This is a genomic window from Falsiroseomonas frigidaquae (assembly GCF_012163145.1).
GTDB classification, from domain to species: domain Bacteria; phylum Pseudomonadota; class Alphaproteobacteria; order Acetobacterales; family Acetobacteraceae; genus Falsiroseomonas; species Falsiroseomonas frigidaquae.
In genome coordinates this window covers 1-15,373 of record NZ_JAAVTX010000002.1, presented here as the reverse complement: position 1 = coordinate 15,373, position 15,373 = coordinate 1, and the positions used below count along the sequence as shown (strand labels likewise).

The 15,373-nt window shown below is 70.6% G+C and carries 15 protein-coding genes; 9 read left to right on the top strand and 6 right to left on the bottom strand.

The annotated features are described in order from the left end of the window. Positions 1-15: 15 nt before the first annotated feature. Both HB662_RS04560 and HB662_RS04555 read right to left on the bottom strand, forming a co-directional pair. Positions 16-819 (bottom strand): class II aldolase/adducin family protein, encoded by an 804-nt coding sequence (locus tag HB662_RS04560; protein WP_168047687.1) that lies wholly within the window; start codon positions 817-819, stop codon positions 16-18. A 95-nt stretch (positions 820-914) separates the two neighbouring features. Beyond that, on the bottom strand, positions 915-1,820 hold the full coding sequence (locus HB662_RS04555; RefSeq protein WP_168047685.1) for a LysR family transcriptional regulator: 906 nt from the start codon (positions 1,818-1,820) through the stop codon (positions 915-917). 89 nt (positions 1,821-1,909) lie between these two features. On the opposite strand from HB662_RS04555, the gene HB662_RS04550 reads away from it, so the two are divergent. Continuing rightward, complete coding sequence (locus HB662_RS04550) at positions 1,910-2,797, top strand: amidohydrolase family protein (RefSeq protein ID WP_168047683.1); 888 nt, start codon at positions 1,910-1,912, stop codon at positions 2,795-2,797. Between the two features lies 1 nt (position 2,798). On the opposite strand, the gene fabI is transcribed toward HB662_RS04550, so the two are convergent. Continuing rightward, positions 2,799-3,572: an enoyl-ACP reductase FabI gene (gene fabI, locus HB662_RS04545; protein WP_168047681.1), complete on the bottom strand. Its 774-nt coding sequence runs from the start codon at positions 3,570-3,572 to the stop codon at positions 2,799-2,801. Between the two features lie 130 nt (positions 3,573-3,702). On the opposite strand from fabI, the gene HB662_RS04540 reads away from it, so the two are divergent. Both HB662_RS04540 and HB662_RS04535 read left to right on the top strand, forming a co-directional pair. After that, positions 3,703-4,458, top strand: a complete 756-nt coding sequence (locus tag HB662_RS04540) for an SDR family NAD(P)-dependent oxidoreductase (RefSeq protein WP_168047679.1) — start codon at positions 3,703-3,705, stop codon at positions 4,456-4,458. Between the two features lie 56 nt (positions 4,459-4,514). Continuing rightward, positions 4,515-4,826, top strand: a complete 312-nt coding sequence (locus HB662_RS04535) for a putative quinol monooxygenase (RefSeq protein ID WP_168047678.1) — start codon at positions 4,515-4,517, stop codon at positions 4,824-4,826. A 12-nt stretch (positions 4,827-4,838) separates the two neighbouring features. Here HB662_RS04535 and HB662_RS04530 read toward each other — a convergent pair whose 3' ends face one another. From HB662_RS04530 to HB662_RS04520, 3 genes are read right to left on the bottom strand one after another with little or no spacing between them, the layout of a single operon-like run. Beyond that, positions 4,839-5,930, bottom strand: coding sequence for an acyltransferase family protein (locus tag HB662_RS04530; protein ID WP_168047676.1), 1,092 nt, complete (start codon positions 5,928-5,930; stop codon positions 4,839-4,841). Between the two features lie 13 nt (positions 5,931-5,943). Beyond that, positions 5,944-7,317, bottom strand: a complete 1,374-nt coding sequence (locus HB662_RS04525; protein WP_168047674.1) for a putative O-glycosylation ligase, exosortase A system-associated — start codon at positions 7,315-7,317, stop codon at positions 5,944-5,946. Next, positions 7,307-7,582 carry a hypothetical protein gene (locus tag HB662_RS04520; protein WP_168047672.1) on the bottom strand — a complete coding sequence of 92 codons (276 nt, stop codon included), beginning with the start codon at positions 7,580-7,582 and terminating at the stop codon, positions 7,307-7,309. Before HB662_RS04520 ends, HB662_RS04525 begins: the two co-directional genes overlap by 11 nt. 301 nt (positions 7,583-7,883) lie before the next feature. Here HB662_RS04520 and HB662_RS04515 point away from each other — a divergent pair, with 301 nt between their 5' ends. The 6 genes from HB662_RS04515 (at position 7,884) to HB662_RS04490 (ending at position 15,215) form a co-directional block, all read left to right on the top strand. Then, complete coding sequence (locus HB662_RS04515; protein WP_168047670.1) at positions 7,884-8,234, top strand: RidA family protein; 351 nt, start codon at positions 7,884-7,886, stop codon at positions 8,232-8,234. Positions 8,235-8,483: 249 nt separating this feature from the next. Then, positions 8,484-9,545 carry a dTDP-glucose 4,6-dehydratase gene (rfbB, locus tag HB662_RS04510; RefSeq protein WP_168047668.1) on the top strand — a complete coding sequence of 354 codons (1,062 nt, stop codon included), beginning with the start codon at positions 8,484-8,486 and terminating at the stop codon, positions 9,543-9,545. A gap of 71 nt (positions 9,546-9,616) precedes the next feature. Next, positions 9,617-10,603: an NAD-dependent epimerase/dehydratase family protein gene (locus HB662_RS04505; RefSeq protein ID WP_168047666.1), complete on the top strand. Its 987-nt coding sequence runs from the start codon at positions 9,617-9,619 to the stop codon at positions 10,601-10,603. 26 nt (positions 10,604-10,629) lie between these two features. Next, entirely contained in the window at positions 10,630-11,760 is a 1,131-nt protein-coding gene (locus HB662_RS04500) for a DegT/DnrJ/EryC1/StrS family aminotransferase (RefSeq protein WP_168047664.1), read from the top strand. Positions 11,761-11,817: 57 nt separating this feature from the next. Continuing rightward, positions 11,818-14,673 (top strand): phosphoenolpyruvate carboxylase, encoded by a 2,856-nt coding sequence (locus HB662_RS04495; RefSeq protein WP_168047662.1) that lies wholly within the window; start codon positions 11,818-11,820, stop codon positions 14,671-14,673. Positions 14,674-14,726: 53 nt separating this feature from the next. Continuing rightward, complete coding sequence (locus HB662_RS04490; RefSeq protein WP_168047660.1) at positions 14,727-15,215, top strand: DUF305 domain-containing protein; 489 nt, start codon at positions 14,727-14,729, stop codon at positions 15,213-15,215. Positions 15,216-15,373 lie beyond the last annotated feature (158 nt).

The following is a 15,373-nucleotide window of genomic DNA, read 5'->3' as shown; positions in this document are numbered from 1 at the left end:
CGGATTGCGAAAACCTCAGGCCCAGTAGGGGGGGTAGGCGGAGCCCTTCTGCTCAGCTTCGAGGCGCCGCAGCATCGCGTGCCATTCCAGCACGCCATAGGGGCGGCGGGCGCCGGGCTGGTACAGATGCGCGGTCTTGGCCAGCGTCGCCTCATCCGGCACCAGCAGTTCGGTGCGCGAATTCATCGCATCCACCTGGGCGCGGCAGGACATCTCAAGCTGGTACATGGTGTTGAAGGCCTGCTGAAGCGTCGCGCCGCAGGTCAGCAGCCCATGGTTGCGGAAGATCAGCGCATCATGCGGGCCGAGATCGGCGACGATCCGCTCCCGCTCCGACAGATCCACCGCCGGGCCCTCATAGTCGTGGTAGCCGAGATGGCCGACGAAGCGGATGGAGGTCTGGCTGAGCGGCAGCAGCCCGCACTTCATCGCCGCCACGGCCATGCCGGCGCGGGTATGCGTGTGGATCACCGCCGCCACATCCGGCCGCGCCTTGTGGATGGCGCCATGGATGACGTAGCCGGATTTGTTGATGCCGTAGTCGGTATCCGGCTTCCAGATGATGTTGCCCTCGACATCGATCTTCACGAGCGAGGTCGCCGTGATCTCCTTGTACAGCAGGCCGTACAGGTTGATCAGCAGATGTTCCGTGCCGGGAATGCGGAGCGTGATGTGGTTGTAGATTAGGTCCGTCATGCCGTAGGCGTCGATCAGCCGGTAGCAGGCGGCCAGGTCGCAGCGCGCCTGCCATTCCTCGGCGCTGACTTCGTCCCGGATCGAGGGCCAGTTGGTGTCGTAGCGCGGGGCGGCGATGTCCATGCGCGTTTTCCTCATCCGCGGTTGCTTTGGCGCGGATGGTCGCGCAGCCGGCAGGCCGCGTCCAATAGGAAGCTTTGGGCTACCCATTGATCCCGTCAATGACCTTCCGGCAGCAGACCCTCCGCCCGCAGCACGTCGCGCAGATGCGCCACGAAGCGGGCCAGCACGGTGGAATCCGGTGTGCCGCGCGGCCGGATCAGCACCGTCTCGAAGGCGACCGGCGGGTCCAGTGGGCGGGCCACCAGCCCGGGGAAATCCAGGCTCCGCAGCATCAGCGGCTCGACCAGCGCGATCCCGGCGCCATGCCGCGCCAGCATGATGCCGGTGAGGGAAACGGTAACCTGCGCCACGATGCGCGGCGAGATGCCGGCCTCGGCCAGCGCCTTGTCCACATGGAAGCGGAACAGGTTCTGCGGCAGGTAGGTGATGACCGGGTGGTCCTCCAGCGCCGCCAGGGGGATCCGCTCCAGCCGCGCCAGCGGGTGCGTGGCGGGCAGCACGGCGGCCAGCGCGCTGCGCAGCAGCAATTCGGTGTCCACCTCCGTGCTGCCGACCGGCTCGTGCACCACGCCGAGTTCCACCTCCCGGCTCGCCACCCGGTCCACCACCTGCGGCGTGGTCAGGGATTGCAGCGCCATCCGCATGCCGGGCCGCCCGGTCAGGAAGCTGGCCACCGCGCGGGCCATGTAGCCATTGGCAATCGGGAAGGCGGCGGCGACGGACAGCGTACCGAGCCGCCCGCCCGCCAGGTCCTGCGTCAGCCGCTGCACCGCCGCCAGGCGGCTGAACACGGCGTCGATGTCCGGCAGCAGCGCCTGCGCCTCCGGCGTCGGCTGCAGCCGGCCGCCGATGCGGTTGAACAGGCGAAAGCGCAGCTGCGCCTCCAGGTGCTTCAGCACGGTGCTGACGGAAGGCTGGGTGACGTTCAGCAGCCGCGCGGCGCCGGTCACCGTGCCGGTCCGCATGATGGCGTGGAACACCTCGAACTGCCGCAGATTCATGGGGGGAAGGCTAGGGCATAAAGCCGGTTGATGGAAACCATCGCGATCCGTATCTGGACGGAGGCCGCCGCCGGGGCGAGCCTGCGCGCATGAGCACCCGACCCCTGCCGCCCGACCACCTGCCGCCCGACCACCTGCCTCCGGGCGCCTGCGACTGCCACACCCATGTCTTCGAGGAAGGCCATTTCCTCGACCCCGCCCGCAGCTACACGCCGGGGGTGATGACCGCCGCCGGGCTGCGCGCGCATCTGGATGGGCTGGGGCTGGACCGTGTGGTGCTGGTGCAGCCCAGCACCTATGGCACCGACAATTCCGGAATGGAACGCGCGCTGGCCGAACTCGGCCCGGCCCGGGCGCGCGGCGTCGCGGTGATCGATGCGGCGACGGAGGATGCCACGCTGCGCCGCCTGCACGCCGCCGGGGTGCGCGGCGTGCGGATCAACCTGCACACCGCCGGCCGCGCCGATCCCGCCGCGGCGCGCGCCATGCTGGCCGAGGCGGCCGCGCGGGTCGCGCCGCTGGGCTGGCATGTGCAGGTCTATACGGAAATGCCGGTGATCGCGGCCCTGGCCGAGGACATCGCCGGCCTGCCCTGCGGCGTGGTGGTGGACCATTTCGGCCGGGCGCAGGGCGCGGGCGGCATTGGCCAGCCCGGCTTCGCCGCGCTGCTCGACCTGCTGCGGCAGGGCTGCGTGCATGTGAAGCTCTCCGCCGCACATCGCATGTCCGCCGCGCCGGACCTGGCGGACATGGCGCCGATCGCCCGCGCGCTGATCGCGGCCAATCCGGCGCGCGTGGTCTGGGCCTCCGACTTCCCGCATTCCGGCGTGCGGCCGGGCCTGGCGCCGGATGCGGTGCATCCCTTCCACCCCATCGACGATGCGCGTGCCCTGGCGCGGCTGGCGGACTGGGCCGGGGATGCGGCGACGCTGCACCGCATCCTGGTGGAGAACCCGGCGCGTCTCTACGGCTTCTGAGTCACGCCACCGTATGCGCGCCGTTGTCGGCATGCACGACGGACCCGCTCATCGGCGCCGCCGCCTCGCTGGCCAGGAAGGCGGCGATCCGCCCCACATCCTCGATGCCGACCAGCCGGCCCGAGGGCGTGCGCGCCCGCACCCGGTCCAGCAGGTCATCGAAGCGGTCGATGCCCGAGGCCGCGCGGGTGCGGATGGCGCCGGCCGAGATCGCGAAGGCGCGGATGCGGCGTGGCGCCAGGTCCGCTGCCAGGTAGCGCACGCTGGATTCCAGCGCCGCCTTCACCGGCCCCATCAGGTTGTAGTTCTCCACCACCCGGTCGGCACCGTAGAAGCTGACCGTCATCAGGCTGCCACCCTCCGTCATCAGCGGCGCCGCCAGCTTCGCCATCCGGATGAAGGAATGGCAGGACACGTCCATCGCCATGGCGAAGCCCTCCGCCGAGCAATCCACCAGGCTGGCGTGCAGATCCTCCCGCGGTGCGAAGGCGATGGAATGCAGCAGGAAGTCCAGCCGGCCCCAATCGCCTGCGATGCGGTCGAAGACCGCCTCAAGCTGCCCCGGGATGCGGACATCGCAGGGCAGCAGCAGCGCCGTGCCCAGACCCTCCGCCACCGGCTGCACGAAGGGCAGCGCCTTGTCGTTCAGATAGGTCAGCGCCAGCTCCGCCCCGGCCTGGCGGAAGGCCCCGGCGCAGCCGGCGGCGATGCTGTGGCCATTGGCGATGCCCACCACCAGGCCCCGCTTGCCCGTCAGGTCCACGATCGGAATCATCCGGGCACATCCTTCTTCGGCGTCGCGCGACCTTTGCCGCAGTCCCGCGCGGAGGAACAGTGACGATCCGGGGGGCTGTCGCGCCGCGCCCGGCAGCGGCACCATGCCGCGCCTCGACCGGAGCCCGCGCATGACAGACCGCCCCCGCACCATCCTCGTCACCGGCGCCGCCAGCGGCATCGGCGCCGCCTGCTGCCGGGCGCTGGCCGGGCCGGGCATCGCCATCCTGGTGCATACGCGGAAGAACGCGGAGGGCGCGGCGCGGACGGCGGAGGCGGTGCGCGCGGCGGGCGGGCTGGCGGAGGTGGCGCTCGGCGACATCGCCGACCCGGCGCTGCCGGCGGCGCTGGTGGCGCAGGCGCAGGCGCGCTTCGGCGGGCTGGATGTGGTGGTGGCCAATGCCGGCTTCGCCGACCGCACGCCGGTGGCGGCGCTGACCGATGCCGGCTTCGCGCAGTCGATGGACACCGTGCTCTGGGCCTTCCTGCGCCTGGCGCGCGCCGCGCTGCCGGTGCTGGCGGCGGGGGATGCGCCACGGCTGATCGCCATTTCATCCTTCGTCGCACATGTCTTCCGCACGGATGCCACGCTGTTCCCCGCCACCGCCGCGGCCAAGGCGGGGGTGGAGGCGCTGGTGCGCGCCCTGGCGGTGGAGGCGGCTTCCAGCGGCACCACGGTGAACGCGGTCGCCCCCGGCTTCACCCAGAAGGACGCGGCCGGGCATTCCGCCATGACGCCGGCGCAGTGGGATGCGGTGCGGTCGCGCATCCCGCTCGGCCGGCTCGGGACGCCGGCGGATGTGGCCCAGGCGGTGGCCTTCCTCGCCTCGCCGGGGGCTGCCTACATCACCGGGCAGGTGCTGCATGTGAATGGCGGGCTGGTCTGATTGACGCCACGGCGCGGGGCTGCCTTGCTGGCGGCTGCAACAGGGGAAACGCTGCCATGATCCACGTCCTTGCTTTCATCACCACCAAGCCCGGCATGCGGGACGCCGTGCTGGCCGAGATGCGCGCCAACATCCCCGCCGTGCTGGCCGAGGAAGGCTGCCTGGAATACGGCCCGGCGATCGATGCCGACGGCATCGGCCCGATCCAGACCGCGATCGGCCCGGACAGCTTCGTGGTGGTGGAGAAATGGTCCAGCCCCGAGACCCTGGCCGCGCATGGCGCCGCGCCGCATATGAAGGCCTATGGCGCCAAGGTGCGGGACATGGTGGCCAGCCGCGTCATCCATGTGCTGAGCCCCGCGAGCTGAAAACGGGCGGCCTCAGGGCCGCCGCAGCCGCCCCACCGGCTGCCCCGCCGCCAGCACCAGCGCCCGGCCCCAGCGCTGGCCGGGCTTCTCCACCAGGTGGAACAGCAGGGCGGAGGCAGCCAGCGTCGCCAACAGATAGGCCAGCAGGGGCAGCCCCTCCGGAAAGCCGCGGCCTTCCAGCAGGAACTTCACCCAGACCTTGATCAGGTAGTGGCTGAGATAGGTGGAGTAGGAAACCAGGCCGAGCCATTCCAGCCCGCGATTCTCCAGCAGCCGCGCCAGGCCGTTGCGCCCGTCCAGCAGGTGGAAGATCAGCAGCACGAAGCCGAGCGGCGCAAGCAGGTAATCCGCCACGAAGGCGACGGAGCCGAGGCACAGCAGCGCACCCAGCGCGAAGGCGGGGCCGGCGGCGGGCGCGCCGCCCCGCAGGGCGCAGACCCGGTGGATGCACATGCCGATGCCGAATTCGATGACGCAGCGCAGCAGCCCGAAGCGCGGGATGTCGCTGCCCAGGCCACCGCCCTGCCACCAGGTGACGCCGCCCAGCAGCAGCAGAAGCCCGCCCAGCAGCGCCAGCGTCGCGCCGGCGGTCCGCAGCCGCCGGGTGATGGCCAGAACCAGCAGCGGGAAGACCAGGTAGGCGAACCATTCGGTGCTGATCGACCAGGCCGGGATGTTCCAGCGCAGCTCGTCGAACATTCCCCAATTCTGGATCAGCAGCAGGCTGGCCACATAATATTCGGGATCAAACCCGGCCTCCGGCAACCCGCTGCGGGAGAACAGAACGAGCGCCGCCGGCACCGACAGATAGGCCAGCAGCATGAACAGGTGCAGCGGATAGATCCGCGCCAGCCGGAAGCCGTAGAAGGTGAGAAGGCCCCGCGCATCGGCGCCACCCTCGAACTGCCTCGCGTAGTTCAGCGCGATGACGAAGCCGCTCATCATGAAGAACAGGTCCACCGCCAGGTAGCCATGCGCCGCGGCCAGCTGCACCCAGCCGGGCGTGGCGGCGGGCAGGGCCTCGCGGAAATGGAACACCACGACGAACCAGGCGGCGATGCCGCGGACGGAGGTGAGGGCCCTTACGGGCTGCGCTGCTGCCAAGGCCAATCTGCCGTCACTGCGCCCGCAGCCGGGTGGCCACGGCAGGGCGGGTGCGGGCGGGTCGGCCCTGGCGCGCCGCCGCGCCCTCCGCATCGCCGGAGGCGACCGCGGCGCTGGCCCGCCGGGCGTAATGCAGCGTGCAGGAGGACAGGGCGAAGATGTACCAGAGCATCGGCTGGAAGGCGACGCCGATGAAGGCGCCGCAGGCCAGCATGACCACCAGCGAGACCTGCAGCGCGAAGGCCAGGTCCTTCACCTTCTCCATTCCGGGCGTCCGGCGGCCGATCCGCGCGGCCTTCTGCAGCGACAGGAAGCTGGTCAGGATCAGCCCCAGGAACAGGGCGATGCCCGGCCAGCCATGCTCGCCCAGCACCTCGAAATAGATGCTGTGGAAGGCCTTGCCGCGCGTCACCACGCCTTCGGGGAACTGGGCGTTGCCGGGGAAGGTGATCTCGTTGATCTGGTAGGAATGGAAGCCGCCGCCGAAGATGTTCTCGGAGACGAAGCCGAGCGTCCATTGCCAGACCAGGATGCGGCCAAGCGCCGAATCCTCGGTCTGGAATTCGTTGATGGTGGAAACCCGTTCGTTCCAGTCATCCGAAGTGAAATGCGTGATGGCCAGCGCCGCTATGGCGCCCACGATCAGGCCGAGGATCTTGCGGTCCGAGCGCAACCAGATGGCGCCGGCCAGCACGATCAGCCCGATCAGCCCGGTGCGCGCATAGGTGCCGATGGCGCAGGCCACCATCACCACGGCGAGGCCGATGAACATCGCATCGGTGAGCGGCGAGCGGGGTATCAGCGTGCCGTGCTTGCGGAGGTAGAAGACCAGCGGAATCAGCATCAGCGCGACCGCGGCCAGGGTGCTGCCCTCGCCGAAGCCGGAATTGCCCTGCACCACGCCGAGGCCCATGCCGTAGCCGCCGCCGCTGATCATGGTCTTCAGGCCGGTCGGCAGGAAGTGGATGGCGGCCGCGAACACATAGGTGGCGATGAAGGCCTCGATCTGCACCAGGGACCGGAAGACCAGCGGGATGAAGGCGGAGAACAGCACCGTCTTGAAGGCCCAGTCCCACTTGTCCCAGGCCGCCTCGGGCGCCACCGCGAACTGCACCGTGGTCAGCGTGATCCAGCCCGCGAACAGCAGGGTCAGCGCGGCATGCATGCCGAAGGGGGCCGGGGACCGGCGATCCGCCGCCAGGTAGCCGCCGATCGCCAGCGCGCCGATGAAGGCCGAGACCGGGAACTGGTTGAGCAGGATGTAGGCGATCTGCTGCGGGCGGAAGGTGTCCACCCAGACATAGCCCAGGCTCAACACGAAGGGCGCCAGGGCGCCCAGGCCCAGGAAGGCGCAGTAGACGAAGATGAGATAGAGGCTACGGAGCATCGATGCGCGCCCTCCAGCCGGTGCTGGCCGGACGCGCGGCGGGGGCAGGGGAAGCGGCGGCCGGCTCCTCGGCACCAGTGGCGCGCGGGGTGGCGCGGGTGCGCCGGCCCTGGCGCTGCGCCGCGGTCCCTCGTGGCACCGCGCCCGCCTCGGCGGCGGCGCCGGGCAGGCCGAACCACGGGATCAGCCGGTCGAGCTGCACCGCACGGAAGGCCACCAGCAGGCAAAGCCCGCTGCTGAACAGGATACACGCCAAGTCGATCATGCCAGCATCCTGCAGAATTCCGGTGCCAGGGTTCGACAGCATCCTACCGGCGGGCTGTGTCGGCCGCCACGGCAAGAGCATCGAAAATGAAAGAGGCACGCCGATTTGACGAGGATTGTCCATAAAATTGCATTTCTCGTATAATGCAATTTTTTTGACCTGGAATTACTTGGTGAATTTCCCGTTCCGCCATCAGTGTGGCCGAGGCGCGCCACCGACGGCAACGACCGGCTTCCAGCGGTGCCGCACGCGTGACAGGCTGGCGCCGGCCGGATCGCGGCCTGGTTCAGGGGAGGATGATTTGCCGATACGCCGCATTGCGGAAGAACAGCGCCTGTCCGGCGCCGTGGTGGGTGGGGGGCTGATCTGGCTCGCCGGCCAGGTGGCCGATGACGCGACGCTGGATACCGAGGGCCAGACCGCCGACATCCTGGCGCAGATCGACGCCTTGCTGGCCGAGGCCGGCACGGACAAGCGCGCCCTGCTCAGCGTCACCATCGTGCTGGCCGATATCAAGGACGCGCCGGCGATGAACCGCGCCTGGGATGCCTGGCTGGACGCCGCCGCCAAGCCCGCCCGCATGACCATCGAGGCGGCGCTGGTCGATCCGCGCTGGAAGGTGGAGATCACCGGCGTCGCCAAGGCGCCCTGAGGCCCGCGCCGCGGAGGCATCCCGGGGCCTGCGCCGTCGAGGCGCCCCGGGGCCTGCGCCACCAGGGCGCCTTGGGGCCTGCGCCGCCGGGTGACCTCGGGACGGATCGTCTCCGCCCGGCCCTCTCGACCTCGGCGCCCGCGACGGGCATTTTGCGGGAACATTGCGCGGACGGCCTTCGCGGCGCCCGCGCTTGGCCGCGCGACTGCCGCAATCGGCCGCGATAGTGATGCCGACCGAGGAGCCTGCATGAACATCCTGCTGACCGGCGGCCTGGGCTTCATAGGCTCCGCCGTCGTCCGCCGCCTGATCGCCACCACCGACCACGTGGTGGTCAATGTCGACAAGGAAACCTACGCCGCGAGCCATGAGGCGCTGGGCGCCGCGCGTGGCGATGCCCGCCATGTCCACGTCAAGGCCGACATCTGCGATGTGGAGGCGATGGCCGCCGTGCTGGCGCAATGGCAGCCGGAGGTAGTGATGCACCTGGCGGCGGAAAGCCATGTGGACCGCAGCATCGACGGCCCGGCCGAGTTCATCCGCACCAATGTCGTCGGCACCCAGGTGCTGCTGGAGGCCGCGCGCGCCTATTGGTCGGCGCTGCCCGAGGCCGCCCGCGCCCGCTTCCGCTTCCACCACATCAGCACGGATGAAGTGTTCGGCAGCCTGGAAACGCTGGATGCGAAGCCGTTCGACGAGCACACCCCCTACGACCCGCGCAGCCCCTACAGCGCGTCGAAGGCGGCGTCCGACCATCTGGTGCGGGCCTGGCACCACACCTACGGCTTCCCGAGCTTCGTCTCCAACACGACCAACAACTACGGGCCGTGGCAATTCCCCGAGAAGCTGATCCCGCTGGTCTCCCTGAACGCGCTGGAGGGCCAGCCACTGCCGGTCTATGGCGACGGCGCCAATATCCGCGACTGGATCCATGTGGAGGATCATGCGGAGGCGCTGTGCCTGGCCGCGCTGCAGGCCGGCAAGCCCGGCGGCACCTACTGCATCGGCCCACGCCAGGAACGCAGCAACCTCGACGTGGTGCGCGCCATCTGCGCCGTGCTCGACCGGCTGCGGCCGGACCCGGCCGGGCCGCGGGAGCGGCTGATCACCTTCGTCAAGGACCGCCCGGGGCATGATTTCCGCTACGCCATGGACCCGTCCGGCGCGGAAAAGGTGCTGGGCTGGACCGCGCGTTACGATTTCGAAAGCGGCCTGGAGCACACGCTGCGCTGGTACCTCGGGAATGAGGCCTGGTGGCGCCCGATTCGGGCGGCGCGGTATGCCGGACAGCGGCTCGGCAAGGCTGGATAGGAGTTGAAGCCCTCTCCCCCATAAGCGGGGGAGAGGGCTTGCGAGGCGACGCAACTGAGGAAGTCACGAAGATGGATGGCTGGCGCGGCAAGCGCGTATTGGTGACGGGCGGCGCCGGCTTCCTCGGCAGCGGCCTGTGCCATGCCCTGGCGGCGGAGGGCGCCCGCGTGGTGGCGCTCGATGCCATGGAGCCGGAGGGCGGGGCCAACCCGCTCAACCTCGAAGGCAGCAACGTGATGCTGGTGCGCGGCGACATCCGCGACGCGGAACTGCACAGCCTGTGCAACGGCATCGACGTGCTGTTCAACATGGCGGCGCAGACCAGCCACATGGGCGGCCAGCGCGACCCGGTCTCCGACATCGCCATCAACGCCGTGGCGCAGGTGCGGCTGATCGGCGTGATGCGGGAGGCGGCGCCGAAGGCCACCGTGGTGCATGCCTCCACCCGGCAATTCTACGGCCGCCCGCAATACCTGCCGGTCGATGAGAAGCACACGGTGAACCCGCCGGATGCCAATGGCGTGTCCAAATGGGCCGGCGAGCAGTACTGGCTGCTGGAGAACCGGGTGCATGGCCGCCCGGTGGTATCCCTCCGCCTGACCAATTGCTACGGGCCGCGCCTGCGCATCAAGGACGCCAAGCAGACCTTCCTCGGCATCTGGATCCGCCGGGTGCTGGAGGGTGATCCATTCGAGGTCTGGGGCGGCGAGCAGCTGCGCGACCTCACCTACCTCGACGACGTGACGGATGCCTTCCTGCGCGCGGGTCTCCAGGCTTCCAGACCGGAAGTGAACGGCAAGGTCTTCAACATCGGTGGTCCGCCGCCACTTTCGCTGCATGAACTGGCGGAGCGCCTGATCGCCGCCAATGGCGGCCAGGGCAGCTTCGTGACCAAGACCTTCCCGGCCGACCGGGCGCAGATCGACATCGGCAGCTATGCCGCCGACGACCGTGCCTTCCGCGCTGCCACCGGCTGGTGGCCTCGCATCGAGGTGGATGAGGGGCTGCGCCGTTCGCTGGAATGGTACCGCCCGCGCCTCGCCGAATACATCGCCTGATCCCGCCCATACCAGGGAACGCCGCCATGAACGCCCCCATCCTTACCGTGCCGCAGGCCGACCCCGGCGCCGGCTACCGCGCCCACAAGGACGAGATCGACGCCGCCGCGCTGCGTGCGCTCGGCTCCGGCTGGTACATCCTCGGCGCCGAGGGTGCGGCCTTCGAGAAGGAATTCGCCGCCTGGCAGGGCGCCGCCCGCGCGGTGGGCTGCGCCAATGGCACGGATGCGCTGATGCTGACGCTGCGCGGCATGGGCATCGGCGCCGGCTGCACCGTGGTCACCGTTTCCCACACCGCGGTCGCCACCGTGGCGGCGATCGAGATGGTGGGCGCGACGCCGCTGCTGGTCGATATCGACCCGGACACCTTCACCATGGATGCCGACGAACTCGTCGCCGTGCTGAACGATCCGCCGCCGGGCCTGCCGCCGATCCGCGCCATCATCCCCGTCCACCTCTACGGCCAGTCCTGCGACCTGGAGCCGATGCTCGCCGCCTGCCGGGAACACGGCGTGATGGTGATCGAGGATTGCTCCCAGGCGCATGGCGCGACGCTCGCGGGCCGCAAGGTCGGCACCATGGGCGATGCCGCCTGCTTCTCGCTCTACCCCACCAAGAACCTCGGCGCGCTGGGCGATGGCGGCGTGATGTCCACCGATGATGCGGCACTCGCCGACCGCATCGGCGCGATCCGGCAATATGGCTGGAAGGAGCGCTACATCAGCGACACCATCGGAGTGAACAGCCGGCTGGACGAGATCCAGGCCGCCATCCTGCGCGTACGCCTGCCCTACCTCGACGCCACCAATGCCCGCCGGGCGGAGATCGCCGCGCAGTATGACGCGGCGCTGGCCGGTGGGCCGATCGCCCCGCCGGTGCGCCGCGCCGATGCCGGGCATGTCTATCACCAATACGTCCTGCGCGTGCCGAACCGCACCGCGCTGATGGCCCGCCTGCGGGCGGAGGGCGTGGCCACCGCCATCCACTACCCGGCGCCCGTCCACCTGCAGCCCGCCTATCGCGGCCGCACGCCGATGGGCCCCGCCGGCTGCGCCGAGACCGCCCGCGCGGCCGGGGAGGTGATGAGCCTGCCGATGTTCCCGGAACTGACCGAGGCGCAGGTCGCGCATGTCTGCGGGGTGCTGCGCGGCCTGTAAGCCGCCGCCGCATTCCGTGCTGGCGTCCGGCCCCTTCGCAGGTGCAGCATCCGCACCATGGACCGGACGCAACAGGCGCTCGCCGCCGAACCCCGCCCCCTCGCCACGCCGCGTGACGCGGACCGCATCGGCGAAACCATCTCCGAACTCCTGCTACGGCTGCGGGAGGCGCGGGAGGCCGCGGCGACCGACCCCTTCGGCGATCCTGTCCTGCTCATCGCGCTCGCCATCAGCCGCCGGCTGGATGACGGGCGGCTGGATGCGGCCGCGATCGGAGAGCTGATCGCGCGGCTCGCCGATACCGCCGCCGTGGACCGCGCCCGGCGGCTGGCCGCCTATGTCGGGCTGGATCGCGGCGCCGGCACGCTGGATGCGCTGGCCGCCCGGCTGGTGCGGCCGGATCCGGAGGACAGCCCGGTGCCCTTCGCCGCGTATCGGGAGGTTGTGGAGCGTCCCCGCTTCGCCGCCGTCTTCACCGCCCACCCCACCTTCTCCCTGCCCCCCGGCACCGGCGCCGCCGTGGCCGCCGCGGCTTCCGACGCCGATTTCCCCGCCGGCCTGTCGCACCGCCCCGCCGCGCCGACGCTCACCGAGGAATTCGTCCAGGCCGTCGCCGCCATCCAGCGCGGGCGGGATGCGCTGGATGGGCTGAACGGCGCGCTGCTGCGGGCGGCGCGCGGCATCTGGGGGGATCGCTGGCAGGCGCTGCTGCCGGCGCCGATCCTGCTGAGTTCCTGGGTCGGCTACGACACGGATGGCCGCACCGATATCGGCTGGTGGGACACGATCGGCCTGCGCCTGACCATGAAGCGCCTGCAATTGCAGCGCCTGGCCGCGCAGCTCGCCCCGCTCGGCGACTGCGCCGCGCCGCTCGCCGCCCGCACCGCCCAGGCCGAGGCCGCCGTCGCCCGCCAGCTGGAAGCCCTGCCGCAGACCCCCGTGCCGGAGGCACCCCAGACCCCGGTGCCAGAGGCGGTGCAGCATTTCGCCGCGGTGCTGATCGGCGATCGGGAGGCGGCGCTGGTCGACCCTGCCCCGCTGCTCGCCCTGTTCCCCGCCGCCCTGGCCGCGGCGCCGGATGATGCGGCGCGGCTGACCCTGGCCACCGCGCGGGCGGGGCTCGCCGCGCATGGGTTGGCCCTGGCGCATACCCACACCAGGCTGAACGCCAGCCAGATCCACAATGCGCTGCGCCAGCGCCTGGGGCTCACGGCCAGCCCGGACGACATGGCCAGCCGCCGCGGCCTGCTGGCGCAGGTGAATGCGGCGCTGGCGGAGGTCACCGCCCAGCCTGTCGATTTCGGCGCGCTGCTGGCCGAACAGGCCTCCGCCGTGCGGCTGATGATGACGGTGGCGCAGATCACCAAACATATCGATGCCTCCCAGCCCGTGCGCTTCCTGATCGCGGAGACGGAAAGCGGCTACACGCTGCTCGGCGCGCTCTGGCTGGCGAAGCGTCTGGGCATCGCGCGCCATGTCGAGATCTCGCCCTTGTTCGAGACGGCGGAGGCGCTGGAGCGTGGCGACAAGGTGGTGGAGGAGGCACTCCGCAGCCCCTTCTTCCGCGACTACCTGCGCGCCCAGGGCCGGTTGTGCCTGCAATTCGGCTATTCGGATTCCGGCCGCTATGTCGGGCAATTGCCGGCCAGCTACCTGGCGGAACGCCTCAAGCTGCGCCTGGCCGACCAGCTGCGCCGGCACGGCCTGTCCGAGATCGAGCTGGTGCTCTTCGACACCCATGGCGAGAGCATCGGCCGCGGCGGGCACCCGGATAGCCTGGCGGATCGCCTCGACTACCTATCCCCGCCCCAGGCGCGGGCGGCGCTGGGGCGGGCCGGGCTGAAGCTGCGGGAGGAAAGCAGCTTCCAGGGCGGCGATGGCTACCTGCTGTTCGGCACCCCGGCCCTGGCCGCGGCGACCATCGCTCGCATCGCCGAGCACGCCTTCGCGCCGCCGGCGGCGGAGCCGGACCCGATCTATGCGGAAAGCGACTATGGCGCGGATTTCTTCGCCACCATCCGGCGGGAGATGCAGATCCTGGTGGAGGATCCGGGCTATGCCGCACTGCTCGGCGCCTTCGGCCCGGGGCTGCTGGACCGCACCGGCTCGCGCCCGGCGGCGCGGCAATCCGACATGGGCGGGCCGGCGCGCATCACCCACCCCTCCCAGCTTCGCGCCATCCCGAACAACGCCATCCTGCACCAGATGGGCTGGCTGGCGAATACGCTGCACGGCCTTGGCGCCGCCGTTGCCGCCAATCCCGATGGCTTCGCGGATATGCTGGCGCGCAGTCCGCGCTTCGCCCGCGCCGTCGCCATGGCGGCGCGGGCGGCGGCCTGTTCCGACCTCGGCGTGCTGCGGGCCGGGGTTGATACGCTGGACCCCGGCCCCTGGCTCGACCGCGCCGGCGCGACGCGGCGCCCCGGAAGGCGGGAGGAGCTGATGCATGTGGCCGCCGCGCTGGAACGGCTCGGCCTGTCATCCGATGTGCGGCGCATGTTCCGGCATCTGCAGTCGGACCACCTGGCGCTGCGTGCCGCCTGGCCCGAATTGCCGCGCATGCCGGACCGGCTGGTGCTGCTGCATGCGCTGCGGCTGGCGCTGATCCACCGCATCTGGCTGCTGGCGGTGCAGATTCCCGAATTCAGCCCCCGCCACGGCGCGACGCGGGAGGCGCTGATCCGCGGCATCCTGCAGCTCGACGTCGATCGCGCCCTGTCACTGCTGGCGGAGGTCTTCCCGGCCCGGCCGGACCCGGCGAGCAGCCTGGATTTCCACGAGCCCGCGCCGGGCCGCGGCGGTGCCTCCTACGCCGCCGAGCACGCCGCGATCTTCGCCCCGCTGGCCGGGCTCTTTGCCCAGGTGCGGGAATGCTCGGCGGCGATTGCGCATGAGGTGGGCACCTTCGGCTGAACCCGCGGCGGTGCCTCTCGTTCAGCTTCGGCTGAACCGGAAGGACCGCCGCCATGGGCTATGGCCGCTTCGCCGCGATGATCGCGACCTCCACCCTCGTCATGTTCGGGCTGATGTACCTGAACACCTGGGCGCTGGACCACGTTGCCTTCAGCCAGACGCGGCTGTGGATGGCGCTGCTGATGGGCGGCACCATGGCCGTGATCATGATGGGCTTCATGTTCACCATGTACCCGAACCGCCGCGCCAACTGGGCGATCCTGGCCGGCGGCGTGGTGGTCTTCGCCGCCTCGCTCTGGCTGGTCCGCAGCCAGGCGACGGTGGGGCAGGAGGCCTGGATGCGGGCGATGATCCCGCACCATTCCATCGCCGTGCTAACCAGCACCCGCGCCACCATCCGCGACCCCCGCGTGCGCGACCTGGCCGACCGGATCATCGAGACCCAGATGCGTGAGATCGCTGAGATGCGCGACCTGCTCGCCAGCCTGGAACGCCAGCCGAGCCCCGCCGAAGCCCCGGCGCTGCCGCCGCGCGGGCCGTAGAGCGTGATCCGCGAAGGCGGCATCGCCGTTGCGGTGAATCACTCTCTCGGTAAAGGTCTAGGCTCTGCACTCATAAAGCTTGCGGCGCGGCGGCCAGGTTGATTCAAGGCTCCTGATTGGTGGGAGCCTTGGGATGGCGCGGTTTGACCTGGCGGACG

Excerpts from the sequence above, each read along its gene's own strand:
- HB662_RS04560 (WP_168047687.1), bottom strand. The coding sequence starts at position 819 with ATGGACATCGCCGCCCCGCGCTACGACACCAACTGGCCCTCGATCCGG.
- HB662_RS04555 (WP_168047685.1), bottom strand. The coding sequence starts at position 1,820 with ATGAATCTGCGGCAGTTCGAGGTGTTCCACGCCATCATGCGGACCGGC.
- HB662_RS04550 (WP_168047683.1), top strand. The coding sequence starts at position 1,910 with ATGAGCACCCGACCCCTGCCGCCCGACCACCTGCCGCCCGACCACCTG.
- fabI (WP_168047681.1), bottom strand. The coding sequence starts at position 3,572 with ATGATTCCGATCGTGGACCTGACGGGCAAGCGGGGCCTGGTGGTGGGC.
- HB662_RS04540 (WP_168047679.1), top strand. The coding sequence starts at position 3,703 with ATGACAGACCGCCCCCGCACCATCCTCGTCACCGGCGCCGCCAGCGGC.
- HB662_RS04535 (WP_168047678.1), top strand. The coding sequence starts at position 4,515 with ATGATCCACGTCCTTGCTTTCATCACCACCAAGCCCGGCATGCGGGAC.
- HB662_RS04525 (WP_168047674.1), bottom strand. The coding sequence starts at position 7,317 with ATGCTCCGTAGCCTCTATCTCATCTTCGTCTACTGCGCCTTCCTGGGC.
- HB662_RS04520 (WP_168047672.1), bottom strand. The coding sequence starts at position 7,582 with ATGATCGACTTGGCGTGTATCCTGTTCAGCAGCGGGCTTTGCCTGCTG.
- rfbB (WP_168047668.1), top strand. The coding sequence starts at position 8,484 with ATGAACATCCTGCTGACCGGCGGCCTGGGCTTCATAGGCTCCGCCGTC.
- HB662_RS04505 (WP_168047666.1), top strand. The coding sequence starts at position 9,617 with ATGGATGGCTGGCGCGGCAAGCGCGTATTGGTGACGGGCGGCGCCGGC.
- HB662_RS04500 (WP_168047664.1), top strand. The coding sequence starts at position 10,630 with ATGAACGCCCCCATCCTTACCGTGCCGCAGGCCGACCCCGGCGCCGGC.
- HB662_RS04495 (WP_168047662.1), top strand. The coding sequence starts at position 11,818 with ATGGACCGGACGCAACAGGCGCTCGCCGCCGAACCCCGCCCCCTCGCC.
- HB662_RS04490 (WP_168047660.1), top strand. The coding sequence starts at position 14,727 with ATGGGCTATGGCCGCTTCGCCGCGATGATCGCGACCTCCACCCTCGTC.